Annotated in this window: 25 protein-coding genes; 12 read left to right on the top strand and 13 right to left on the bottom strand. The window is 62.0% G+C overall.

The window, feature by feature from the left end; genetic code table 11:
• Position 1: 1 nt before the first annotated feature.
• The gene (locus M1D51_RS01650) at positions 2-1306 is read right to left on the bottom strand and encodes an MFS transporter (RefSeq protein ID WP_172326246.1); all 1305 of its coding nucleotides are present in this window, start codon (positions 1304-1306) and stop codon (positions 2-4) included.
• 158 nt (positions 1307-1464) lie between these two features.
• Here M1D51_RS01650 and rraA point away from each other — a divergent pair, with 158 nt between their 5' ends.
• The 3 genes from rraA (at position 1465) to M1D51_RS01635 (ending at position 5594) form a co-directional block, all read left to right on the top strand.
• On the top strand, positions 1465-1938 hold the full coding sequence (rraA, locus tag M1D51_RS01645; protein ID WP_458108285.1) for a ribonuclease E activity regulator RraA: 474 nt from the start codon (positions 1465-1467) through the stop codon (positions 1936-1938).
• A gap of 133 nt (positions 1939-2071) precedes the next feature.
• Entirely contained in the window at positions 2072-3724 is a 1653-nt protein-coding gene (locus tag M1D51_RS01640) for an MDR family MFS transporter (RefSeq protein WP_172325964.1), read from the top strand.
• A gap of 397 nt (positions 3725-4121) precedes the next feature.
• Positions 4122-5594, top strand: a complete 1473-nt coding sequence (locus M1D51_RS01635; RefSeq protein WP_458108284.1) for a sugar porter family MFS transporter — start codon at positions 4122-4124, stop codon at positions 5592-5594.
• 70 nt (positions 5595-5664) lie between these two features.
• On the opposite strand, the gene M1D51_RS01630 is transcribed toward M1D51_RS01635, so the two are convergent.
• The 4 genes from M1D51_RS01630 to M1D51_RS01615 all read right to left on the bottom strand — a co-directional run bounded on the left by M1D51_RS01630 (position 5665) and on the right by M1D51_RS01615 (position 9448).
• Entirely contained in the window at positions 5665-6903 is a 1239-nt protein-coding gene (locus M1D51_RS01630; protein WP_458108283.1) for an MFS transporter, read from the bottom strand.
• A gap of 47 nt (positions 6904-6950) precedes the next feature.
• A complete protein-coding gene (locus M1D51_RS01625) occupies positions 6951-7391 on the bottom strand; it encodes a MarR family winged helix-turn-helix transcriptional regulator (RefSeq protein ID WP_458108282.1) in 441 nt (146 codons plus the stop codon).
• 56 nt (positions 7392-7447) lie between these two features.
• Positions 7448-8866: an HNH endonuclease gene (locus M1D51_RS01620; RefSeq protein ID WP_458108281.1), complete on the bottom strand. Its 1419-nt coding sequence runs from the start codon at positions 8864-8866 to the stop codon at positions 7448-7450.
• Between the two features lie 78 nt (positions 8867-8944).
• Positions 8945-9448, bottom strand: coding sequence for an N-acetyltransferase family protein (locus tag M1D51_RS01615; protein ID WP_458108280.1), 504 nt, complete (start codon positions 9446-9448; stop codon positions 8945-8947).
• A 115-nt stretch (positions 9449-9563) separates the two neighbouring features.
• Between M1D51_RS01615 and M1D51_RS01610 the strand changes: the two genes are divergently transcribed.
• From M1D51_RS01610 to cycA, 5 genes are all read left to right on the top strand, one after another.
• Positions 9564-9893: a PadR family transcriptional regulator gene (locus tag M1D51_RS01610; RefSeq protein WP_026542986.1), complete on the top strand. Its 330-nt coding sequence runs from the start codon at positions 9564-9566 to the stop codon at positions 9891-9893.
• Between the two features lie 2 nt (positions 9894-9895).
• Positions 9896-10261, top strand: a complete 366-nt coding sequence (locus M1D51_RS01605; RefSeq protein WP_026542987.1) for a DUF1048 domain-containing protein — start codon at positions 9896-9898, stop codon at positions 10259-10261.
• Complete coding sequence (locus M1D51_RS01600) at positions 10258-11091, top strand: ABC transporter ATP-binding protein (RefSeq protein WP_458108279.1); 834 nt, start codon at positions 10258-10260, stop codon at positions 11089-11091. The genes M1D51_RS01605 and M1D51_RS01600 overlap by 4 nt, the downstream gene beginning before the upstream one ends.
• Positions 11088-11849 (top strand): ABC transporter permease, encoded by a 762-nt coding sequence (locus M1D51_RS01595; protein WP_172325213.1) that lies wholly within the window; start codon positions 11088-11090, stop codon positions 11847-11849. Before M1D51_RS01600 ends, M1D51_RS01595 begins: the two co-directional genes overlap by 4 nt.
• 175 nt (positions 11850-12024) lie before the next feature.
• Entirely contained in the window at positions 12025-13485 is a 1461-nt protein-coding gene (cycA, locus tag M1D51_RS01590; protein WP_172325214.1) for a D-serine/D-alanine/glycine transporter, read from the top strand.
• Between the two features lie 84 nt (positions 13486-13569).
• Here cycA and M1D51_RS01585 read toward each other — a convergent pair whose 3' ends face one another.
• From M1D51_RS01585 to M1D51_RS01550, 8 genes are all read right to left on the bottom strand, one after another.
• A complete protein-coding gene (locus M1D51_RS01585) occupies positions 13570-13908 on the bottom strand; it encodes a hypothetical protein (protein WP_172325215.1) in 339 nt (112 codons plus the stop codon).
• A gap of 135 nt (positions 13909-14043) precedes the next feature.
• Entirely contained in the window at positions 14044-14802 is a 759-nt protein-coding gene (locus tag M1D51_RS01580; protein WP_458108278.1) for an iron ABC transporter ATP-binding protein, read from the bottom strand.
• A complete protein-coding gene (locus M1D51_RS01575) occupies positions 14799-15833 on the bottom strand; it encodes an iron chelate uptake ABC transporter family permease subunit (RefSeq protein ID WP_458108277.1) in 1035 nt (344 codons plus the stop codon). The genes M1D51_RS01580 and M1D51_RS01575 overlap by 4 nt, the downstream gene beginning before the upstream one ends.
• Positions 15826-16833 (bottom strand): ABC transporter permease, encoded by a 1008-nt coding sequence (locus M1D51_RS01570; protein WP_458108276.1) that lies wholly within the window; start codon positions 16831-16833, stop codon positions 15826-15828. The genes M1D51_RS01575 and M1D51_RS01570 overlap by 8 nt, the downstream gene beginning before the upstream one ends.
• A gap of 26 nt (positions 16834-16859) precedes the next feature.
• A complete protein-coding gene (locus tag M1D51_RS01565) occupies positions 16860-17807 on the bottom strand; it encodes a siderophore ABC transporter substrate-binding protein (protein WP_458108275.1) in 948 nt (315 codons plus the stop codon).
• Between the two features lie 169 nt (positions 17808-17976).
• Positions 17977-19125: a mannitol-1-phosphate 5-dehydrogenase gene (locus M1D51_RS01560; protein WP_458108274.1), complete on the bottom strand. Its 1149-nt coding sequence runs from the start codon at positions 19123-19125 to the stop codon at positions 17977-17979.
• A complete protein-coding gene (locus M1D51_RS01555) occupies positions 19125-21167 on the bottom strand; it encodes a PTS mannitol transporter subunit IICBA (RefSeq protein WP_458108273.1) in 2043 nt (680 codons plus the stop codon). The genes M1D51_RS01560 and M1D51_RS01555 overlap by 1 nt, the downstream gene beginning before the upstream one ends.
• Before the next feature lie 68 nt (positions 21168-21235).
• A complete protein-coding gene (locus tag M1D51_RS01550; RefSeq protein ID WP_458108272.1) occupies positions 21236-21958 on the bottom strand; it encodes a TetR/AcrR family transcriptional regulator in 723 nt (240 codons plus the stop codon).
• A gap of 127 nt (positions 21959-22085) precedes the next feature.
• Here M1D51_RS01550 and ptsP point away from each other — a divergent pair, with 127 nt between their 5' ends.
• The 4 genes from ptsP (at position 22086) to M1D51_RS01530 (ending at position 24970) form a co-directional block, all read left to right on the top strand.
• Complete coding sequence (gene ptsP, locus M1D51_RS01545) at positions 22086-23786, top strand: phosphoenolpyruvate--protein phosphotransferase (RefSeq protein ID WP_458108271.1); 1701 nt, start codon at positions 22086-22088, stop codon at positions 23784-23786.
• 30 nt (positions 23787-23816) lie between these two features.
• A complete protein-coding gene (locus tag M1D51_RS01540; protein WP_011776464.1) occupies positions 23817-24095 on the top strand; it encodes an HPr family phosphocarrier protein in 279 nt (92 codons plus the stop codon).
• Positions 24096-24218: 123 nt separating this feature from the next.
• Entirely contained in the window at positions 24219-24638 is a 420-nt protein-coding gene (locus tag M1D51_RS01535; protein ID WP_458108270.1) for a helix-turn-helix domain-containing protein, read from the top strand.
• 80 nt (positions 24639-24718) lie between these two features.
• On the top strand, positions 24719-24970 hold the full coding sequence (locus tag M1D51_RS01530; RefSeq protein ID WP_458108269.1) for a hypothetical protein: 252 nt from the start codon (positions 24719-24721) through the stop codon (positions 24968-24970).
• Positions 24971-24974: the final 4 nt, after the last annotated feature.

Genomic DNA, 24974 nt, shown 5'->3' with positions numbered 1-24974 from the left:
ACTAGTCGACGCTCTTGATCTTCACCACGAACACGGCACCCAAGAGCCCGATGACTGCGGCGGCTACGTAAAGCGAGACGTAGCCGCCCCAGTAGAGGACAAACGGAGAGGCGATCAACGGGGCGATCACCTGGGGCAACGAGTTGGCAATGTTGATAACGCCCAAGTCCCGGCCGCGGTCCATCCCCGTCGGGAGGACCTGCGTGATGAGGGCGAAGTCGACGGCGAGGTAGGCTCCAAACCCGATCCCCAACACCACCGCACCGGCAAGCCCGCCGATCCATGTTGGTGCGAAGGCGAGGATCAGCGAGGCCAGCGCAATGATGACCGACGACGCGATCACCAATGGCTTCCGTTTGCCCATCTTGTCGCTCAGCCGGCCCCCAAGCACGCTGGTGATAATGACCGAGACCGCATACAGCCCGGTAAGTATGAGGACACCAAACGAGGGATCGATTCCCTCAGTTTCCTTCAGACGCACAGCATCACTAAGGAAGAACAACAGATACAACGTGACCATGTGGTTGCCCGTGCTTACCAGCAGACGGGTCAGCCAAGCCCACGCGAAATCCGGATAGCGTTTAGGCGAGACCCAGAAGCCCTTGAGGAAGTCTGCCAGGTTGAACGGCGGGCGCTCAGTTGGCGGAAGCTGCTGATCGTCATTCTTGAAAAGGTAAAGCACGACGCCGGCCAACAACGCCGCAGCGCACAGCCAGTACCCGGCGGCGAAGTTTCCAACGACGACCGCCGCGATAACCGCGCCGATCAAGATGCCTACTGTCTGCCCCATGGCGGCTAGTCCACCTACAGTTCCACGCTGTGGAACAGGGACGCGGTCAGGTACGGCGGCCGTAATGGCGGCGTACATGGCGTTGGCTCCGGCCTGCACAAGGCACCAAAGCAACGTCATGGCTGCAACGTTGGGAGCACCGGCCAAGGCAACGAGCGCAACAGCTCCCAGGATGGCGCCCATCAGGACCCAAGGAACACGCCGACCAAACCGGGACGTCGTGCGGTCGCTGAACGCCCCGAACAGCGGGTTTGCCACCATGGAAACGGCTGCTCCACAGCCAGTGACCAAGGCAAGGATCGCTTCTTTCTGGCCTTCGTCAAAGTGGGCTGCCTGCAGGCCGAGGAGCACTTGGAGGGGGCCGAAGAACGCTGCGTTGATGCCGAGGTTGACCAGCACAACGCCGGTAACCCAGATCGGCCGGACCCGGGCAACAGGTTCGGCAAGTGCCGTGGTGGTTCCGCCGCGAATGACGGCAGGATCCGGCACCGGACCCGGCAGGTCGGACAAGCTCATGGCAGGTTTCCCCTCATTTGAATGTTTGGATTCAGCCTAGCGCGGCGAAGCGACCATGAGCCGCCGTCGCGCCTTTTATCCACATAGGCCGCTACAAGCGGTGCTATGGCCCCGTCGCGAGCGTTAGTGTGGCCTCACAGCGACTGAGGAGAAGCATTGTGAGCGAGCAAGTGAATACGGCCGATCTCTACGACGAACGTGGGGAGGAACTGGAGTCCATAGCCATTCAGTTCCACAACCTGGGTGGGAACACCCATTTCAGCGGACCGGTACGCACCATACGGTGCTTTGAAGACAACGCCCTGGTGAAGACCATCCTCAACACCCCCGGCGAAGGAGCCGTTCTGGTCATTGATGGACAAGCGTCACTGCGGACTGCCCTCATGGGAGACCTTATTGCGGCGAGCGCTGTGGCCAACGGCTGGTCCGGCGTGGTGATTAACGGAGCCATCCGGGACCGCGAGGCCATCTCCCGCCTGCCCCTTGGCGTCAAAGCCCTCGGCAGCAACCCTAAGAAAAGCGCCAAGACGGGTGTTGGTGAGGTGGACGTTGAACTGGTCATTGATCGCGTTCGCATCCAACCCGGCGTGATGATCTACTGCGACCCGGACGGCATCCTGATCGAGCGCTGACTCTTCCGCGGCTCCCGACTTAGAAAGGAAAGTGGAAGAAATATTCTCCCGGAGGGAATCAACCCGGCAGTAAGATAGTTACTGAAAGCAACTATCCTGCTTAACCCACTTTTCTGCCACCTCTGGAGAAGATATGTCCAAAACCACGCCCGTACGGGCCGCCGGCGAGGTGCTGACCCATCGTCAGACACTCACCGTCATGGTGGGACTCATGCTCGGCATGTTCCTGTCGTCGCTGGACCAGACCATTGTGTCCACGTCCATCTACACCATCGCCAACGATCTCGATGGCCTCTCGCTTCAGGCGTGGGCCACTACCGCGTACCTCATCACTTCGACGGTGAGCACGCCCCTGTACGGCAAGCTCAGCGACATCTTCGGTCGCCGCCCGCTGTACCTCGTGGCCATCGTAATCTTCCTGGTGGGATCGCTCTACGCCGGATCCGTGCACTCCATGACCGAGCTTGCCATTGCCCGCGGCATCCAAGGCCTCGGAGCCGGCGGCTTGCTGGCGTTGGCACTGACCATCATCGGTGACATCGTGGCCCTGAAGGACAGGGCCAAGTACCAGGGCTACTTCATGTCCGTTTTTGGCATTTCTTCCGTGCTCGGTCCGGTGATTGGCGGGGCTTTCGCGGGCTCCGCCAACATCCTGGGTTTCGAAGGCTGGCGTTGGGTCTTCTTCATCAATCTACCCATTGGGCTCGCCGCCCTTGTGGTGGTCTTCATGTACCTGCACTTGCCCGCGCGGCACGTGAAGCAAAAGATCGACTACTGGGGTGCCGCAGCCATCACCTTGGCCATTGTTCCGCTGCTTCTGGTCGCAGAGCAGGGCCGCGTCTGGGGCTGGGCATCGGGAGCCTCTTGGCTCTGCTACGGTCTCGGCGTCATTGGCATCGTGGCGTTCCTGCTCGCTGAAAAGCGGGCCGGCGACTACGCCCTGATTCCTCTGCGTCTCTTCAAGAACACCACTTTCGGCTTGTCCTCGCTGCTGAACTTCATCATCGGCATCGGAATGTTCGGCGCCATCGCCATGCTGCCCATGTACCTGCAGCTCGTGAAGGGGCTGACTCCCACCGAGGCCGGCCTGATGATGATCACGTTTACTGTAGGCATCCTCTTCGGATCGATTTCCGCAGGCCGAACCATCTCCTCATCAGGGGTGTACCGGGTCTTCCCGATCATGGGTACGGCGATCCTGGCTGCTGCCGCTACCGTCATGGGCCTGGTCCTCGGCGTCGATACCGGCCTGTGGGTTCCCGGGCTGATTGCCGTGTTCTTCGGTGTAGGTTTGGGCTTCTGCATGCAACCCCTGACCCTTGCCATGCAGGTATCCGTTCCGCCTAAAGATATGGGCGTGGGCACGTCAACGGCCGCCTTCTTCCGCTCGATGGGTGGCGCGGTGGGAACTGCGGTGTTCATCTCCATGTTGTTCAGCGTTGCGGCCGACAAGATCGCCGAGGGCATGAAGACCGCCGCTTCCAACCCGGACTACCAAGCTGTCATGAAGGACCCGGCTGTGGCATCCGATCCCGCCAACGCCAAGCTCTTTGACTTCTTCAAGAATGGCGCCAACAACGAATCCTTGAATGACACCAGCTGGCTCCACACCGCCAACAGCACGCTGACACGGCCCATCACTGAAGGCTTCGCCCAAGCGATCGACATCGTCATGCTCACGGCTGCCGGGCTCATGGTCATTGCCTTCCTGATCAGCTTCGCGTTGCCGAATAAGAAGCTCACCGATCCGAAGGCAGCAGCCAAGGAGTCAGTGCCGGCGCACTAGCAATAGTTCACCTCAGCATCTCTCCGCCTCTAGTAGCGGTGGCGACGTGGCGACGAACGAAAGGCAGCCCTCGGGCTGCCTTTCTTTCTTGAGCTACCAAGGCATCCCGCGCTTCAAGCGATGCGTTCAATTAGTTCTGTCATCTGCTGCGTTTTCCACATCCTCGGACGTCATTTTCGCAACACAGCTAGCATGTAGGGGCCACCCAGCAAGCTCACAGGCCCCCAATAGACGTCCATACGTTAACAACCTGAATGCATGTCGCGTCGGTCACTTGACTGGAACTCGGGCGATATGACGTGCCACACTGTGTAGCGCGAGTGCACCGGCGTCCCCGTCGGACAGCCGACGACGTCCCGCACCGCGATCCCACCACACCATTCCCCAAGGGAGACCCATGTCCAGTTCCAGCACCGAAGAAGGCGCGCCACCAGTTTCCAGGAAAGTGATCGGCCTGGCCGTTGCAGGTGCCGTGGGCGGCTTCCTCTTTGGCTTCGATTCGTCCGTTGTCAACGGTGCGGTGGATGCAATGGCGGACGAATTCGTCATGAGCGAGGCACTGACCGGATTCGCCGTAGCTGTCGCATTGTTGGGCTGCGCCGCCGGCGCCTACTTCGCCGGGAAGATAGCCGACCGCTACGGACGCATCCCCGCCATGAAAATCGGTGCGCTGCTCTTCCTGGTGAGTGCGGTGGGAACCGGCCTGGCCTTCGGTGTCTGGGACCTCATCTTCTGGCGTCTGGTGGGAGGCTTGGGTATCGGACTTGCCTCTGTCATTGCCCCTGCATACATCTCCGAAATTTCCCCGCGCCACGTACGCGGGCGCCTGGCATCACTCCAGCAACTGGCCATCACCACCGGCATTTTTGCAGCCCTCCTCTCCGATGCGGTGCTCGCCAACTCGGCCGGCGGCGCCGACGGCATTTTGTGGCTGGACATTGAAGCCTGGCGTTGGATGTTCATCGCTTGCGCCCTGCCGGCCGCGGTATACGGGTGGATTGCCTTCCGCTTGCCGGAGTCCCCGCACTTCCTGGTGCTCAACGGCAAGGAAGACCAGGCCCGCACCGTCTTCAAGAAGCTCATCCCGGGTGACGACATCGAGCGCCACATTCGTGAAATCCGGGACTCCATCCAACAGGAAAAGCTCTCCACCAAGAAGGGCTCACTCCGCGGCAACAGGTTCGGCCTGCTGCCGGTGGTCTGGATCGGCATCATCCTGTCCGTGCTGCAGCAGTTCGTTGGCATCAACGTGATCTTCTACTACTCCACCACCCTGTGGAAGGCAGTTGGGTTCCAGGAAAAGGACTCCCTGACAATCTCCGTTGCAACGTCCGTGACCAACATTCTGGTGACCCTGGTTGCCATCGCTTTGGTGGACCGAATCGGCCGCCGCCCTATCCTCCTGACCGGATCCATTGGCATGGCCGTGTCCCTCGGCGTCATGGCACTGGCCTTCTCCTCGGCGGTCGGTACGGGTTCAGAGATCAGCCTCCCGGGCGCTTGGGGTCCCGTTGCCCTGGTTGCCGCCAACGTTTTTGTTATCAGCTTCGGGGCTTCATGGGGTCCGCTCGTGTGGGTTCTGCTGGGTGAGATCTTCCCGTCCCGCATCCGCGCCCGCGCCCTCGGTCTGGCCGCCGCGGCACAGTGGATCGCGAACTTCGCCATCACGCTCAGCTTCCCCATCATGGCAGCAGGTTCGCTGCCATTGACCTACGCCATGTACGCGGCGTTCGCGGCGGCATCGTTCTTCTTTGTGATGTTCAAGGTTCCCGAAACGAACGGCATGTCCTTGGAGCAAGCTGAAACCTTGTTTGTTCCCAAGGGCGCACCGGTAGCCCCGCTTCCGGTCACCTCCGACGAAGCAAAGTAGCGCGAAGAAAGCCCGGCGGATTGATTCCGCCGGGCTTTCCGGTGTTTAGGAGCTGTTCAGCCGCGGTGAATCACACCAGGTGTGGCTCGTGCGATTTCAGGTATGTGCGGCCACCAAGCGCAATGAAGATGGCGATCGCCATGGCAACTGCGCCCGCGAAGAACGGAATCTGCGGTCCGAAGTGTTCACCGAGCTGAGCTGCCGCGAAGGGGGCCAGTGCCCCGCCCATCCAACGCACAAAGTTGTAACCGGCGGAAGCGACAGGACGCGGTGAATCGGAGACTCCCATGGCCAACTCGGTGTAGACAGTGTTGTTGATGCCCAGCAAAGCACCGGCAGCAATGACAAGCACGACGACGGCGGTCACCGAGTGCCCAGCGGCCAGTCCCAGCCCGATGAGGTCGAGCATGAGCACGGCCAGAGTGCCGGTGAGGACCTTGACGGCCCCGAACCGCTTCTGCAGAACTGGGGCGACGAAAACCGAGAAGACGGCGACTGCTACTCCCCAGCCGAAGAACACTCCCCCGATCCCGTAGGCGTCCATGCCGAGAATGAACGGGGTGAACGCGAGGATGGTGAAGAACCCGTAGTTATAGAACAGGGCACTCGCCGCGGTGGTACGTAGCCCCTTGTGTCCGAGCGCCAGCAGTGGATCCCTGAGGCGGGATTTCTTAGCGGGCGCTGGTGTTTTGGGCAACAACGCCAGCAGTGCGATAAAGGCTGCCGCCATGAGGACAGCGGTGCCGAAGAAGGGTGCCCGCCACTGCCAGCCACCAAGGAGAGCGCCCAGAAGCGGCCCCAGCGAGATGCCAAGGCCCAAGGCTGCTTCATAAAGGATGATGGCCGTGCCGGTTCCCCCGCTGGCCACGCCGACGATCACGGCGAGGGCCGTGGCCACGAACAGTGCGTTGCCGAGGCCCCAACCCGCCCTAAACCCCACCAGTTGCTCAACACTGCCAGAGAAGCCGGACAAGGACGCGAAAACCACGATGATCGCCAAACCGATCAGCAAGGTTTTCTTGCCGCCAATCCTTGAAGATACGAATCCGCTGATCAACATGGCAATGGCCGTCACCAGGAAGTAGCTGGTGAATAGCAGCGAGACTTCGCTGGTGGATGCCTCGAGGTTCTTGGCAATCGCGGGCAGGATCGGGTCCACCAGCCCGATACCCATGAACGCGAAAACGGCAGCCAGGGCGGTGGCCCACACCGCCTTGGGCTGCTTGAGGAAGGAGGCTTTCTCCGCCTCCAGCGTGGTTTCGATGGCTGTTTCGGCGCTTGCTGAAGCGTCAGCCAACTGGCGTGACATTCAATGGCTCCTTGTCGGTGCTGGTCTTTTTAGTCCTGCGGCTTTTCTTAGTTCTGGAATGAGCTGTTGAGCTTGGCGATGACCGGCAATGCTGCGGCGAGGTGCTCAATTTCGTCGCTGCTGAGGTCCGCCAGAAGTTCGGCCACCATGGCGTTGCGCCGCTGATTGGCAGAGCTAACCGCGGACGTCCCGGATTCAGTAATGACTACCTGCACCGCGCGGGAATCGTCGGGATCCTGCTGGCGCGTAATCAGGCCGGCGCGCTCGAGCTTGATGATCTGCTCCGTAGCGCTGGGAACCTTGATACCCAGATTCCTGGCGATATCGCCCACGCGGAGGCCGCCGTCGGAAATCATGGACAGCAGGCTCAGTTGCGCGGCAGTAAGGTCGCCGTCGGGATCGAGCCGGCGGAACATGTACACGCCGAGGCGCAGTGACTCACGAAATTCCTGGGCGAGATCAAGTAACCGAGGATCAAAGGTGCTCATATTTAGGTATCCTAATAGTTAGGGTACCTAAGAGTCGATAAGCCTAACCCCGGGGACTAAAGACCCCCAGCCGCCTCGACCGGCGCACCCGTTGATCGAAGATGGCCAGGAAGTGGCGGCGCTGATGATCGGTAGGCATGCCCTGTTGGTGTGCTGACTTCCAAAGTGTGCACATCCTCGGGCACCTGACGGGCCGCCCAGCCAGGATTTTCCTTGACGTGATTGCATGCTTCGCAGAGCCCTGCACCATTGGTCACTGTGGTGGTGCCGCCCGAATGCCATGGCACGACGTGATCGATATGCCTGATGGGTGCATCACAGTAAGGAGTGCGGCAGGCGTCATCCCGGATCTCGATAAACCGCCTCAATCTCGGGGGAAAGAGCCGCGCCTTGGAGTCCATAGTGATGAGATCCCCGGTGGAAGGCGCTGTGTAGAGGCGGCGAAGCCATACAGTGAACTCCGGATCCGGCGTTGACACCGGGCCGCCGCCCGAGGTGGAAGGCTCCTGCCCAGGGGTCTTGTCCGCTTGAACCGCACCGGCGCCGACCAATGCCCTCGCCCACTCAGCGGGGACTATTCCGTAGCCCTTCAACCGGGCAGGTTCACTGTCACCCTGCAATAACGTGCGGTCCGTCATGATGAGCTCGAGATCGACTCCGCTGATACCGCCCCGCCTGCCGGTGACGCGTTCCACCAAGGCATCCGCCATAACTTGGCCCCGATTCCGGGGGTCTCCGCCGGCGCGCGCGGAGTCTGCCTTTCGAGAAAGCGCGGCATAGACGGCAACGCCATGGGAAACAGGAAGCAGGGCGGTCAGGTATGTCATGGCGTCCGGCGCGGGGCGCAGGCTGACAGTCCGCTCTGTGGCAGCGCGGCTGGCGCGCTGGGAAACGGTGCGGGGATCGCGCCGATAGGCGGCGGCTTTGGCCGCGGCGATGATTGTTTTGTCACCGACGCCCTCAAAGGTACCTTCATCCGGCGCGAGTTCCTCATCCACGGCACGCCGATCTTCCAGGGAGAGGCAAGCTGTTTCCTTCACGAGCAACGTGGCACGCCACTCGTTGAGCTGGCCCGATTCCAAGGCGGCCATGGTGCGCGGCATCTCCCTCACCAACGCTTTCGCCAACCCCAGAAGGCGCGAGCCCCGGCTTGGTGACTCGCGGCGCGCCAGGGCAATCTGCGCTCCGGAACCTTGCCCTTGCTCCGATGCTGGAACACCGGCGAGTGTCTGCTCTTGCCGTTGCGCAAGGTCGAAAGCCACTGCGGCATGGGCCTGAACGCCGGCAATGGCGGACTTCAGGCTCTCTAAATCGCGTAGCTGATCAATCAGCTGAACGCTGGAGGACCCCAACCGGACGGCCTTCAGCAGGGTAATGAGGTCCGAAACATCGATCGCGGAGTCCCTGGCCTTATGGCCGACTCCGGGTTCAAGTGAGCCACCACCAACACCTTGCCGCTCTTGAATCTTCTCCATAGCCCCACCCTTCCAGCGGGCCCAGGGCCCCATAAGGGCGGAATCGCCCTATGTGGAAAACAGTGAGGAGCCAGCCCCCTAAAGCGTCAACTTCATGCCCTCATGGCTGGCGACGAACCCCAAACGCTCGTAGAAACGATGCGCCGCTACGCGGGATTTGTCGGTGGTGAGCTGAACCAGGGAACAGCCCCGATCCCGCGCCTGGTCAACAGCCCACTGGATCATCAGCGCCCCAACACCTTGGCCCCGGAGGACATCAGCCACCCGGACCGCCTCGATCTGAGCACGCCAGGACCCCTTGCGGGACAGCCCTGGAAGGTAGCTGAGCTGGAACGTGGCCATCACCTCGCCGGCGAGTTCGCCCACCACTAAAAGGTGCGACGGATCGGCGTCGATCGCCTCAAAAGCCTGCTCGTACGGCGCTAAATCGTCGGCATTTTCGCGGACGGCGCCCAGCTGATCGTCCACCAGCAGTTCGAGTATCCGCGGCAGGTCGCCCCTGCGGGCGCGCCTGAGGGTGAAGGTTCCACCCTCGACGGCGGCGGTGAACAAGGCGGGCACGGTACCGGATGGAGTAGTCACTACCCCAGCATGCCACTTGGCAAAGTATCCTCAGAACTCAGTATTGCTAAGTACCGGTACTTAGTTCTACTATGTAGTGGTAGCTAGTAATACTGAGTAGCGAGGGAGGTGTCCGATGGGCAAGCAGATGACAGAGATGCTCAAAGGCACATTGGAGGGCATAGTTCTAGCCCTTCTGACCGGAAAGGCAGCGTACGGATACGAAATCACCACGCTGCTCCGGGAGCAAGGATTCACCGAGATCGCTGAAGGCACCGTGTACGCGCTGCTGGTCAGGATCGAGCAAAAGGGGCTGGTGGACGTTGAGAAGCGTCCCTCCGAAAAAGGGCCGCCCCGCAAGGTCTACACACTCAATGCGCAGGGCCAAAAAGAACTGAACGAATTCTGGAACACCTGGAGCTTCTTGTCCGGACGGATTGAAGAGCTCCGCAAGGAAGGAAAGTAACCATGGCAGCAAAATGGATCGAACTGGTCACCGGGTCACTCGAGCAGAAGAAGCAGTACAAGCAAGCCAAGGGCCGCATGGATGCACTGCCTGAGCCCTATCGGACCGTAGCGTCGGCCTTCAACCGCTACCTGATGTACTACGGCGGCGTCACCGACGGCGACACCATGGTCCAGATGTTCACGGACCTGGCAGACCTGTGGGAAAGGGCTGCTATTGAAGGCACGCCGGTGACCGAAATGGTGGGCGAAGATCCGATCGAATTCGCCGAAACCTTCGCCCAGGCGTACGGCGGCAAGCGCTGGATCGACAAGGAACGCGAGCGCCTGAACAAGGCAATCGACAAGGCGAAAGAAGCGGAATCATGACTGCTGCGGCAATACAGGTAAAGGGCATCGAAAAGTCCTACAAGGATCTCCATGTACTCCGCGGAGTCGATTTCGAGGTAGCCCCCGGCAGCATCTTTGCCCTGCTGGGCTCCAACGGAGCGGGCAAGACCACTATGGTGAAAATCCTCTCTACGCTGCTGAAAGCGGACGCCGGCTCGGCCGCCGTCGAGGGCTTTGACGTTGCCGCCGAGTCGCTTCAGGTGAGGCAGTCCATCAGCCTCACCGGTCAGTTCGCCGCAGTGGACGAAGTCCTCTCCGGCAAGGAGAACCTGATCCTGGTAGCGAAACTCAGGCACTTGAAGAATCCGGGCGGAATAGCCGATGACCTGCTGGCGCAGTTCAGCCTCACCGAGGCGGCGTCCCGCAAGGTGGCGACGTACTCGGGCGGCATGCGTCGTCGTTTGGACATCGCCATGAGCCTGATCGGTGATCCGAAGGTGATCTTCCTGGATGAGCCAACCACCGGCCTCGACCCCGAAGCGCGCCTTGAGGTGTGGCAGATCGTCAAGAATCTCGCCCATCAGGGGACCACAGTCCTGCTCACCACGCAGTACTTGGACGAAGCCGAGCAGCTCGCGGACCGGATCGCGATCCTCCATGAGGGACGCATCATCGCAAACGGCACTCTCGCCGAACTCAAGCAGCTGCTGCCGCCGGCCAAGATCGAATACGTCGAGAAGCAACCAAGCCTGGAGGACATCTTCCTGGCGCTGGTGGGTACGGGCACAGGCACCGGCGCCGGCGTTCAAGCAGGCGCCGGCGCTGGAGTTCAACCAGGCAGCAACGAGTCAGTAAAGGACAGGTCATGAGCACCCATTTCTTCGCCGACACATCGGTCCTGCTGGGCCGTTCCATGCGGCACATCTTCCGGAGCGTGGACACCATCATCACCACCGCGATCACCCCGATCGCACTGATGCTGCTGTTCGTCTACGTGTTCGGCGGCGCCATCAGGACCGATACCGATAACTACGTGAACTACCTGCTGCCGGGCATCATGCTGATCGCCATTGCTTCCGGCATCGCCTATACGGCCGTCCGCTTGTTTACGGACATGCAGAGCGGCATCTTCGAGCGGTTCCAGTCCATGCCGATCGCACGTTCGTCGGTCCTGTGGGCCCACGTGCTGACATCGCTGGTGGCCAACGGGCTCTCACTGGTGATCATCGTCCTGGTGGCGCTCCTCATGGGTTTCCGCACCTCGGCCAACGTGCTGGACTGGCTGGCGGTCGCGGGCATTTTGGCACTCTTCACCTTGGCACTGACGTGGATCGCCATCATCGCCGGTCTCTCAGCGAAATCCGTGGACGGCGCAGGGGGCTTCTCCTACCCGTTGATCTTCCTGCCCTTCATCAGCTCGGCCTTTGTCCCGACGGAGACCATGCCCGGCCCGGTGCGCTGGTTCGCCGAGAACCAGCCCGTGACGTCAATCGTGAACACCATCCAGGATCTGTTCGCGCAACGCCCGGTGGGCGGCGACATTTGGGTGGCCTTGGCCTGGTGCCTTGGGATCCTCGTTGTTTCCTACGCCTTTGCCACGGCAGCCTACAAGCGTCAGATCGCCTAGCCGCCGCAAAGTAATGAACACCGCCAAACCACGGCCTAAGCTCCTCTTTTCCACAAGGGGAGCTTTCGCCATGCAGACCGATTCGCCATTTGTCAGGCATTGGCTATAGCTTTATCGAACACATTTGTAACGGCCGTCACTATTGTGGCGGGTCCTTCGAAGGGTTCTTGAACTAATGTCCGATCAGACAACACAGGGGCAGCTCCGCGCCTCCAGCAGGGACAGCGAGCCCCACCTGTCACGCTCGCTCAGCAACCGCCACATCCAGCTCCTGGCCATCGGCGGCGCGATCGGAACCGGCCTGTTCATGGGCTCCGGCAAAACCATCTCCGTTGCCGGGCCTTCCGTGATCTTTGTGTACATGATCATCGGCTTCATGCTGTTCTTCGTCATGAGGGCCATGGGTCAACTGCTGCTGTCCAACCTGAACTACAAGTCCTTCAGCGATTTCGCGGGCGACCTCCTGGGCCCTTGGGCAGGATTCTTCACCGGATGGACCTACTGGTTCTGCTGGGTTGTCACGGGCGTCGCCGATGTCATCGCGATCGCGGGCTACGCCAACGAGCTCTGGCCGGGAATCCAACTCTGGATCCCGGGCATCGCCACCATCATCATCCTGCTTCTCCTGAACCTGCCCACGGTGAAGGCTTTCGGTGAGACCGAGTTCTGGTTCGCACTCATCAAGATCGTGGCCATCGTGGCGCTGATCGTGGTGGGCCTGGTGATGATCTTCACCGGCTTCCAGTCCAACGCGGGCACTGCGAGCTTCACCAATCTCTGGAGCCACGGCGGGTTCTTCCCCAAGGAATTCATGGGCTTTGTGGCCGGATTCCAGATCGCAGTCTTCGCGTTCGTGGGCATTGAATTGGTGGGCACCGCCGCTGCCGAAACCAAGAACCCGGAGCACAACCTCCCCCGCGCCATCAACGCCATCCCCCTGCGCGTCATGCTGTTCTACGTAGGCGCCCTCATCATCCTCATGTCCGTCACCCCGTGGACCGAGTTCAAGGCAGGCCAAAGCCCCTTCATCGCCATGTTCTCGCTGGCCGGGCTCGGCATGGCAGCTACCGTGGTCAACCTCGTGGTGCTTACCTCGGCCATGTCATCGGCCAACTCGGGCATCTACTCCACGTCACGCATGGTCTACGGCCTGGCCCACGATGGCGATGCCCCCAAGCTCTTCGGCCGGCTCTCCAGCCGCAAAGTACCCCAGAACGCACTGTTCCTGTCCTGCGTCCTGCTGCTGGCCGGCGTCGCGCTTCTCTACGCGGGCAAGGACGTTGGCGTGGCGTTCGACATGGTGACCACCGTGTCCGCTGTCTGCTTTATGTTCGTCTGGTCCATCATCCTGGCCAGCTACCTCGTGTACCGCAAGCGTCGCCCGGAGCAGCACGCGGCCTCACCGTTCAAGATGCCCGGCGGCATTCCCATGGTGTGGGTGGTCTTCGCGTTCTTCGCCTTCCTTGTGTGGGCGTTGACCACGCAGCCGGACACCCTCACCGCATTGCTGGTGACGCCCATCTGGTTCGCCATCCTCGGCATCGCGTACGCAGTAGTCCGTAAATCGCCCCTGCATCAGGCCCGCGTGGCTGAATGGAAGGCGATGTCGGAAGCGGAAACCGCAGCAGTACGTTAGCCGCGACAGCAGAAAGAGTACGACGTCGGCACCCGGCTTGGGTGCCGACGTCGGCGTTTAACTCACATCACCGGAGAGCCGGCATCACCGCGGCTGGGCCGGGTTGGTGGGAACACCCTGGGACGGAGGGTTGATCGGCGGGCCGGACGTTGCCGGGCTGACGGGCGAACCCGTGCTGGTCCGGCTGACCTCGGGCGTACTGGGCGAGGTGCTCCCGCTGGGCTTAGCGCCGTTCTTGAGAGCCTCGAGCCGGTGCTCCAGGATCTGGACGACGGGGAGCCTGTTCCCATGCGCGTGCTCGTAGTTGAGGAGCTGCTCGATCCCGCCCTCATCCAGGCCCGAGATCCGGGACGGCAAGGTTCCACTGGGAATGTGATCGTAGTCAGCCAAAGGCAGTTCATTGTGCTGAGGGGTGTCGTTCACTGAAGATACCTCCTGTTTTCCGCTGCCGGGCCACGGTCCGGTCCGGCGATCCACATCAGCGATGCTGCCAAAGTAGCAGCCTTTTTCCTCGAAAGTAAGGTTGCTGACATTCCTTCGGGCCTGTATGCCGGAGCGTCAGGCGAAGTACACGCCGATGCGGTTGCCGTCGATTTCCTCGATGCGGATATCGATGTCATAGACGTCGTGCAGCATCCCCGCGCGCATGATCTCCGATGGCGTTCCCTGATGGATGAGCCGGCCGTTCTTCATGGCCAGGATGGTGTCCGAGTAGCAGGACGCGAAATTGATGTCATGGACCACCAACACGATGGTCTTCCCTAGCTCGTCCGACAAACGCCGGAGCAGGCGCATCATCTCCACGGAGTGCTTCATGTCCAGGTTGTTCAGCGGCTCATCCAGCAGCAGGTACTCAGTGTCCTGCGCCAGGACCATCGCAATGTAGGCACGCTGCCGCTGACCACCGGAGAGCTCGTCAACGAACTTGTCCGCCATGGACGTCAGATCCAACTGACGGATGGCCTCGTCCACATACTCAAGGTCCTCAACAGTGGGCCGGCCACCACTGTGCGGGAAGCGCCCGAAGGCCACGAGATCGCGCACGGTAAGCCGCATTGTCAGATGGTTTTCCTGCCGGAGGATGGCCATGGTCCTGGCCAGTTCCTTGCTGGGGGTGGCCGTGACATCCAGTCCGGCAACTGAGACTCCCCCGGCATCCATGGGCTGCAGCCGGCTGATCAGGGAGAGCAGCGTCGACTTGCCCGCACCGTTGGGGCCGATGATGGACGTAATGCCGCCGCGGGGAATCTCGCAGGACACATCGTCCAGCACGGTGGTGCCGCCGTATCGCTTGGTGACGTTCCGGACGGTAATCATTTCAGCGAGCCTTTCAGCAACAGGTAAAGGAAGAGGATGCCCCCGGTGAACTCGATGATGACGCTTAGGGCAGTGGCAAAGCCAAACACGCGCTCCAGCAGCAACTGGCCGCCAACCAACGCAATGGCACCAATCAGCACCACGATCGGCAGCAACCAAGCGTGCCGGAAGCCACGGCAGAGCTGATAGCCGAGGCTGACCACCAGGAGCCCGAAGAACGTCACGGGACCCACCAGGGCGGTTGAAATCGCAACGAGCAGTGAGCAGGCAAGCAACACCCTCATCACCACGCGCTTGTGGTCCACGCCGACATTGATGGCCACTTCACGGCCAAGCGCCAGCACGTCCAAGGTGTGCCGCATGCGCCACACGCCAACGCACACCCCGGCAATCAGCGCAGCGGAAACCGCCAGCAGCCCCGGGTCCACATTGTTGAAGCTGGCGAAGAACAGGTCCTGCAGGATGATGAATTCGCTCGGTTCCATGAGCCGCTGCAGGAGCGATGAAAAACCGCGGAACAACGTCCCCAGAACAATCCCCACGAGCAACAGCAGATGCAGGGATCGCGTGGCTCCGGTAAACATCCACCGGTACAGGAATGCACTGAACCCCACCATCAGCAGGATTTCGACGCCGAACTTCAGCGTGGACGGCGCGGTGGCCAGCGTCGCGGCACCGGCAACGAACGCCAGGGCAGTCTGAACCAGGATGTACAGGGAGTCGAAGCCCATGATGGACGGCGTCAGGATCCGGTTGGCAGTCACCGTCTGGAACAGCAGCGTGGAGACGCCCACCGCCACGGCCACCAGGAGCATCGCGGACACCTTGATGACGCGGCGCGGCAGGATGTAAGCGATGTTGCCCTTGAGGTCGATCGTCAGGAAAACAGCAACAAGCACGACGGCGGCAATCGCCAAAATGGCGATCACCAGTCCCGGCGGGGTGCTTCGGATGGCGTCGCGCCAGCGGGCCACCGCGGAAACGGGAGCAACCGACTTCAGGGGCATTGGCGTCAGGGAAGTTTCAGGCATTGCGTTTCCTCAACAGCAGGAAAAGGAAAAGGATGGCGCCAAGAACTGACATGACCATGCCCACGGGAACCTCGTAGGGGAACCGGATGGTCCTGCCGATGATGTCGCACACCAGCACGAACGCTGCTCCAAAGAGCGCCGTCCAAGGAACAGCCCGGCGGAGGTTGTCGCCGAACAGCAGCGAAACAATGTTGGGGACCACCAGGCCGAGGAACGGCACGGCACCCACGGTGGTGACAACCACAGCCGAGATCAGCGAGACGATCATCAGCCCCAGCCGCATGGTGCGGGCGTAGTTCAGGCCAAGGTTGGTGGTGAAGTCCTGGCCCATGCCGGCCACCGTGAAGCGGTCGGCAGCAAAGAGGCCCACCAGCACCAGGACAGCAACGATCCACAGCAGTTCATACCGGCCACGGAGCACACCTGAGAAGTCGCCGATCATCCAGTTGCTGAGGGTTTGGAGGAGGTCAAAACGGTAGGCGAAGAACGTAGTGACGGCCGCGATGATGCCGCCCAGCATGATGCCCACCAGCGGAATCAGCAGGGTGTTCCGGGCAGGAAGCCTGCGGAGGATGGCCAGGAACAGGGCCGTACCCAGGACGGCGAACACCGAAGCCACCAGCATTTTGCTGAGGATCGGAGAGTCCGGAGCCAGCACAGTGACCACCAGGATCCCGAGAGTGGCCGACTCAACGGTGCCCACCGTGGACGGCTCAACAAAACGGTTTCGCGCCATGAGTTGCATGATCAACCCGGCAACGGCCACTGCCATCCCGGCCAGGACCACGGCAACGGTGCGCGGCACTCGGGAGACCCAAAAGATTTCCCAGGCACCGGCGTCGTTGGCCAAAAAAGCGGGCAGCGAAACATCGCTGACGCCCACGAAGATGCTGCCAACAGCGATCACCAGCACCGCGACAGCAGCCGCAACCAGGCGGGCGGTTTCGCCCGTCCGGTTGCGGCTCGCTGCTGCCGTGGGGCGCACGGCTGTAGTTGTCACGTCAGGATTTCAGGTGAAGCGGAAGGTCAGGCGACGGAGTCGGCCACTGCGGTGACCATGGCCTGGACGTTGTTCAAGCCGTAGCCAACGATGTACCAGCCGGCGGGATCGAGGTTGACGATCTTGTTGTTCTTGGCGGCGTTGGTGGACTTCACGAGCTCGTTGTCCAGGACGGGGTTGGCGGTGGAGCCGGCCGTGCCGATCGCGGTGTCGCGGTTGATGACGTAGAGGATGTCCGGGTTGGTGTCCTTGATGTATTCAAAGGAAACGGCCTCACCGTGGGAGCCTTCGGTCTTGACGTCGGCGGCGGTGGGAACGCCAAGGACGTCGTGGATGATGCCGAAGCGTGAGCCGGCGCCGTACGCCGTGACTTCGCCACCGGAGGTCAGGACGATCAGGCCCTTGCCGGCAGAGGCGGCTTTGGCCTTGGTCTCTGCCACCGTCTTGTCTACTTCTGCAAGCTTGGAGGCGACTTCGTCTTCCTTCTTGAAGATCTTGCCGAGCTTCTCGGTCTGGGCCTTGAAGCTTTCCATCGGCTTGGCGGCGTCCACGGAGAGATCGATGGTGGGGGCGATCTTGCTCAGTTCCTCGTAGGCGCCGGCGGTGCGGCCGGAGACGATGATGAGGTCCGGAGCTGCGGAGCTGACGGCTTCGAAGTCGGGTTCCTTCAGGGAGCCAACCTTGGCGTACTTGGCCTCGGAGAACTTCTTCAGCGCCTCCGGGTAGCTGGCCTCGGGAACACCGGTGGGCTCGACGCCGAGCGCGTTCATGGTGTCCAAAACGCCGAGATCGAAAGTAACAACCTTGGCCGGGTTCACGGGAACGTTGGAGGTGGAGCCTTGGGCGTGCTCAATGGTGATGGTGCTGGCTTCCTCGGGCTGCGACGCCGTTGCCCCGCCTCCACACGCCGTAACGGTCAGCAAGGCGGCCCCTGCAGCCAGTGCCCCGATGTAGCTCGACAGCCTCTTTTTCACGCCGGTACTCCGCTCACTAATAAGTCATAGATGTGTTGCCTAATTGCTTTTTGACTCTATTAGTAAGGTGAGGCTAACTTCAAAACCGAAAGGCCCTCCAGCGGGTCTTTGTGACTGAAGTCACGCAATTTTCTCCCGCTGGAGAGCCTTTGTTACTTTCGGATGGCGTTTAGGCTTCGGCTTGCCGGTCCTCCACAAGCTTCCGGACCGCCGGGAACAGCGGGTGCGAGGCCGTCAGTTCCGTAATGCGCTCGACGACGGCGGCCGCGTCCAGTTCGGACAGCAAGGAGGCGAGCTCCACGGCTTCGTCATCGTTGCCGTCGTCGAAACGCAGCGCTGCGGACATCGCTTCCAGGAGAGCCACCGGCGTCACGCCGCGCTCTGCCAACTCCGCCGCAGGACCAACAAAGCGCTCGTGCCGGCTGAGCTTCCGCAACGGCGCACGGCCCACCCGGTTTACGGTGTCCGGCAGGTGTGGATTGGTGAAGCGGGACAGGATCTTCTGCACATACGCTTCCTGCTCCGCTTCAACGAATCCATGCTTGGCTACCAGCAGTTCCTTGGTTTCCTCCAGCACAGCCCGGACCTTGGCAGCCACGGCCGGATCAGCCATGGCATCGGAGATCTTTTCCAGCCCGGCTTGGTAACCGAAATACGCTGCCGATGCATGGCCGGTGTTGACCGTGAACAGCTTGCGCTCAATGTACGGGCCCAGCTCGTCCACGAAGGTAGCGCCCGGGATTACCGGCGCATTTCCGTCAAACGGCGTGCGGTCAATGACCCACTCATAGAAGGTCTCCACCGTGACGTCCAGGCCCTGGCCGGGCGCCTGGTTGGGGACAATGCGGTCCACAGCGGTGTTGGCAAAGACCGCGACGGCGTCCAAGTCGCCCGCCGAGTCGTCCCAGGCCGCCCGGATCTCCGTGCGCAGGAGGTCCGTGGCGTTGATGGCGTTCTCGCAGGCCATGACCTGCAGCGGCGGCAAATCCGTGGACCGGGCGGCCAGCCCGCGGGCGATCACCGGCGCCACGAACTTCAGGATGTGCGGCCCCACAGCAGTGGTGACAACATCCGCCGTCGAGATTTCCTCCACTACCGCGGCTTCCTGCGAACCCGAGTTGAAAGCGCGGAAACCGGTGACGGTCTTGACCGCCGGATTCTCGCCGACCTCGTGGACGTCGTAGCTGCTGGCCGATGCAAGCTGGCTGATCAGCGCGTCCGCAACATCAGCGAACACCACCTCATAGCCGGCCTCGTGCAACAGCAGTCCCACGAAGCCACGCCCGATGTTGCCTGCCCCAAAATGGACTGCCTTCACTATGCATTGACCTTTCCGAACAGCTCCAGGACTTCGTCAACCGTGGTGGCTTCTTCCAGCTGGGCAACCTGTGCCTTGTTGGTGAAGATCTTGGCGATTGAAGACAGGATATGGAGGTGCTCATTGTTGAGGCCGGCCACGCCGACCACGAACTTCACTTGCTTGCCGCCCCAGTCGATTCCCTGGGGGTAGCGGATGATGGACACGGCCGAGTGGTTGATGTGTTCCTTGGCATCGTTGGTGCCGTGCGGGATCGCCAGGAAGCTGCCCATGTAGGTGGACACGGATTCCTCGCGCTCGTGCATGGCGTGGACGTAGCTGACATCCACGGCACCGCGGTCCAGCAGGAGCTTTCCGGCCTCGTCGATCGCTGCGTCACGGTCCATTGCGGTTCCGTTCAGGATCACGCTTTCGCGGAGCAGGACACCTTTACCTTCGACGGCGGCGGCCGGTTCAGCGGTATGCGCACCATGGGCGTGGGCTGCTGTTGTGGCAGCTGCGGCGGGCTGTGCCCCGGCGGCGGGTTCCGTCGTCGTGCCTGAAGCCGCGCCGTCAGTGTTGCTGCTGCGGACCAGCTCAACAATGTCGTCATACTCGGGGCTGTTCATGAAGTTGTCCACCGAGTAGTGAACGGCGCTGGCCGTCCTCGGCTGGGCGCGTTCGGTCAGGTCCTGGTGGGTGACCACAACGTCGTAGTTGTCGTTGAGGTTGGCAATGGCCGAGTTGGTGACCTTGACGTCAGGGAAGCCGGCCGCCTTGATCTTGTTGCGCAGGACCGAGGCGCCCATGGCACTGGAACCCATTCCGGCGTCGCAAGCGAACACAATGTTCCGGACCGGACGGGTGAGCACGGTGCCGTCCTGGGCGCCAGCGCTGTTGCCGGTCAGCGCCGAGGAGACCGAGCTCTTCTTGCCCTTCATGGCTTCCATGCGGGAGGTGGCCGCGGAGAGGTCGTCGTCGCCCTTGTTCTTGGACGTACGCAGGATGACTGCGGCAATCAGGAAGGACACGGCCGTGGCCAGGATGACCGCCAGGATCACGCCAACGTAGCTGTCACGGGATGTCTGCGCGAGCACCGCGATGATGGAACCCGGAGCGGCGGGAGCCACAAGACCGGAGTTGGTGATGGCCATGGTGGCGATGCCCGCCATGCCGCCGCCGATTGCAGCAAGGATCAGGATGGGCTTCATCAGCACGTACGGGAAGTAGATCTCGTGGATACCACCGAGGAAGTGGATGATTGCTGCGCCCGGAGCCGAAGCCCTGGCGGCGCCCCGTCCAAAGAACATGTACGCCAGCAGGATGCCGAGGCCCGGGCCGGGGTTGGCTTCCAGCAGGAACAGGATGGACTTGCCCTGTTCCAAGGACTGCTGGATGCCCAGCGGGGTGAGTACGCCGTGGTTGATGGCGTTGTTGAGGAAGAGGACCTTGGCCGGCTCGATGAAGATGCTGGTCAGTGGCAGCAGGCCGTTGTTGACCAGGAAACCAACCACTGCACCGGCGCCATCAGTGAAGCGCTGGACAACCCAGGACAAGCCGTAGAAGCCGCCCAGTGCCAACAGCGCGCCCCAGATACCGGCGGAGAAGTTGTTGACCAGCATTTCGAAGCCCGGGCGGATCTTGCCATCCCACAGGGCGTCGATCTTCTTCATGGTCCAGGCACCCAGCGGGCCCATGATCATGGCGCCGATGAACATTGGCGCATCCGTGCCTGCGATGACGCCCATGGTTGCGATAGCACCCACCACACCGCCGCGGACGTCATAGACCATCCGGCCGCCCGTGTAGGCGATCAGGATTGGAAGGAGGTACGTGACCATGGGGCCGACGATGCCCCCGTTGGGATCACCCTCGGCATTGGTGCCGAAACCGCCCAGTTCAGCGACTGGAAACCAGCCCTTCTCGATGAAGAGGGCCGTGATGAGGCCCCAGGCGATGAAGGCGCCGATGTTGGGCATGATCATTCCGGACAGGAAGGTGCCGAACTTTTGTACACCAACGCGCACGCTGGTGCGGGGCTTCGCAACTGTCTCTGTTGCCATGTGAATTCCTAACGTGTGTCCCGCGGCGGCGCGGGGTCAGTCGATATAGATCGAGAGAGAGCGCAGCCTTAGGAGCTGCTGGAAATGCGGTGAAGCCATTCAAGGAAAAGCTTCAGTTCAGAGCTGGAAAGTTGGTCCGAATGCGAGGCCTGCAGTGCCGCATTCAGGGCGATTGCCGCAACAACTACCGAGGACTTACCGGAATCCTCCGCTGCGGCGCCACGGGCGGTGTCCGTGGAGACAGCAAAAATCATGGAATCCCGGGTCATCGTTGAGAGCTCGAGGTTCCGTTCCTCCACCGGTTCGGCGATCAGCATGAGCGTGACGCCCACGTTGGCCGCCAGGATGCTGCGGGCAGCCTCGCGGGGCGGCACGTTGATCTGACCGGCAATGGCGGCCTTGTTCAGCATTTCTTCCAGGAGTGCTTCAGCATCTGCCACGATTGCCGGGCGACTCTCAGGCCTGATGTTGCCGAACATGACCAGGTAAAGATGGGGTTGGCTCAGCCCGAAGTGGACGTGGTTGTCCCACATCCGCCGGACGTCTTCCAAGGGCTCCCCGGACGGTGCAAAATCCCGCTCCCCTGCCACATACTCTTCAAATCCGGCCGATACGACGGCGTCGAACAAGCCTTCTTTGTCGCCAAAGTGGTGGTAGAGCGTTGGCGCCGTGACCCCGGCAAGCTTGGTGATCTGGCGCGTTGAGACCGCTGACCCCTCCGAATTCGCCAGCAACTCGGCCGCTGCGCGAAGCAACCGAATTTTGGGCGGAAGCTGGTCATCGAAACTCATAACCGCTACCCTAGCACCTATAGCGTTGCTATATGAAGTGGCTCACAAAGGAATTTTGTAGGCTAGTTTTCGAGGCTCCCGGTGCCGTCGCCGGAGGCCTGAACCACAAGCAGGAACAGAGGATTCAGTGCAGAATTTCCAAGGAGTAGGGGTAAGCCCAGGCCGCATCATTGGCCCCGTCCGCCAGATGCCCAAGCCGGTGAGCGAACCGCCGTCGGGAGAACGATTGGGCGCGGACGTCAGTCCGGACGACGCCGTCGCGGGCTTGAAAGCGGCCGCACAGGCCGTCCATGACGAGCTCAAGGCACGCGCGGACAACGCTTCCGGCGACGGCAAAGCCGTCCTGGAAGCCACCGCCCTCATGGCCAAGGACACCATGCTCCTGAAATCGGCCGGCAAGCTCATCAAGGCCGGCTCCTCTGCTGAGAGGGCCATATGGGAAGCGGGCGCGTCCGTCTCCGAAATGCTGCACAACCTGGGCGGCTACATGGCCGAGCGCGCCACGGACGTCCTGGATGTGCGCGCCCGGATCGTGGCCGAGCTCCGTGGAGTTCCTGCTCCCGGCATCCCCGCCTCAGACACGCCCTTCATCCTGGTGGCCGAGGACCTCGCTCCCGCCGACACCGCAACACTGAATCCCGCGGTGGTGCAGGCACTGGTGACCTCAGGCGGCGGACCGCAGTCCCACACAGCCATCATCGCCCGCTCGCTCGGCCTGCCCGCAGTGGTGGCGGCACATGGCGTTGACGACATCGCCGATGGAACCGAGATCTATGTGGACGGCGCGGCTGGTTTCGTTGCCGCTTCACCCACGGATGAGCACCGCGCGGCCGCTACCGCGTGGGCGGAAACCTCCGCTACCCTCGCCGAATTCGACGGGAACGGCACGACGGCGGACGGCCACTTGGTCCCGCTCCTCGCCAACGTCGGCGGAGCCAAGGACGCCGTGGCAGCTGCCGCTTTGGGCGCCCAAGGAGTTGGGCTGTTCCGCACCGAATTCTGCTTCCTGGAGCGGGACACCGAACCCTCCGTGGACGAGCAAGCCGCAGCTTACAAGGCCGTGTTCGATGCTTTCCCGGGCAAGAAGGTTGTCCTGCGCACCCTTGACGCCGGCGCGGACAAGCCCCTGCCCTTCCTCACCGATGCCACCGAACCCAACCCCGCGTTGGGTGTACGCGGCTACCGCACCGATTTCACCACGCCAGGGGTCCTGGAGCGCCAACTCGAGGCAATTGCCCGGGCCGCTTCGGAATCCGAGGCCGATGTGTGGGTCATGGCTCCCATGATCTCCACGGCTGCCGAAGCCGGCCGTTTCGCCTCGCTGTGTGCCGCGGCCGGGATCCAGACGCCGGGTGTCATGGTGGAAGTTCCTTCCGCTGCATTGACTGCCGCCACCGTGCTGCGGGAAGTCGGGTTTGCCTCGCTGGGAACCAACGACCTCACCCAGTACGCCATGGCTGCCGACCGCCAGCTCGGACCCCTCGCCGAACTCAACACCCCCTGGCAGCCTGCCGTCCTTCGGCTGGTGCAGCTCACTGTTGAAGGTGCGGCGCAGGAAAGTTCAGGCCGGGAGGGCGCTGCAAAGCCCGTTGGCGTCTGCGGTGAGGCGGCTGCGGACCCGGCCCTCGCCGTCGTACTGACCGGCCTGGGCGTCACCACACTGTCCATGACTGCGCGCTCGTTGGCCGCCGTCGGGACCGTGTTGAAAACAGTCACGCTGGAGCAGGCGCAGGAACTGGCGCAACTCGCTTTGTCGGCACCGAGTGCTCTTGAGGCCCGCGATTGGGTCCGCGCCAAGCTCCCCGTGCTCGAAGAGCTCGGCCTCTAACCTCTGTTTGTTTCCGTCGAAGGAGAAACCATGCCCGAACGCACAGCCACCATCGCCAGCCGCTCCGGACTGCATGCCCGTCCCGCCGCCTTGTTCGCGGAAGCCGCGGGCGAGCAGCCTGTGGAGGTCACCATTGCCATGCAAGGTGACCCTGCCGATGACGCGCTCGACGCCGCCAGCATCCTCTCGCTCATGACGCTCGGCGCCGCCAAGGGCGACGTCGTGGTGCTGCGGGCCGAGGGTGACGGCGCCGACGCTGCACTGGACGCACTGGTGAAGCTGCTGGAGACGGATTTGGACGCGGAGTAGCTTTCTCCGGGCTCCCCGATTCGATGGTTTGCTGCGTGTTAGAGGGCAGGAGTCGTCTATCACGCAGCGAGCCATCTAAATGGCCGGGGCCTGCCAGCACCCGGCTCGCGCTAGGCTTCTGCCATGGCATTGATAGCTCCCCGCGTCACAGCAGGACTCCCGGCCGATGACGCCAGGAATCTGGCGCGCTCCCTCCAGGACAGCAACGACATCACCGTGTTCGTGGACGGCACGGTCCACCGCCTGCCGGACGAGGCGAGGGACGCCGTCGTCGACCTCCTCGCGAGACTGGGCAGGGGTGAAACCGTGACGGTCAGCAGCGTGGAGGAAATGCTCACCACCTCGCGGGCCGCGGAGCTCGCCGGCATCTCGCACACCTACCTGCGCAATATGACCGACCGCGGTGAAATTCCCGTGGAGTACCGCGGAACGCATCGTCGGATCCGCCAGGCGGCCATCATGGCGTGGCTGGAAACGCAGAAGACGAAACACTCTGAAACAACAGCCGCCCAGCCAGGGGAAAATGACTCCGACGCCGGCTGATGGTCTCGGAGTGATAAGGATCAAGCAACGATCCCAGTCAACGGACCAGCACCCCTTAAAGCCGGGGTTACGCTTGATCGGTGGGCAATTTCAAAGGGTGGCATATCGTGGCCGGGTTGGCCGCCATGGCCCTCGCCGCACCCTTGGGCTCTGCCATGGGGTTGAACTTTGTGGCAACCTTCATGTTTGCGTGCACAGTATTCGTAGCCGTAGCCATGTGGACGGAATCAAAAATCGCACGACGCCGGGGTGCGGCCAACGCTTCTGCCGCGCCTGAGTCTCCGCAACCGGCGGCGGACCCCAGCGAATCCGACGACGCCACCAGGGAGTAGCCGG

The sequence above is a fragment of the Arthrobacter sp. R3-55 genome, assembly GCF_054161505.1.
Note: the sequence above shows the minus strand (reverse complement) of the source record. Positions and strands in the feature narration are given on the sequence as shown.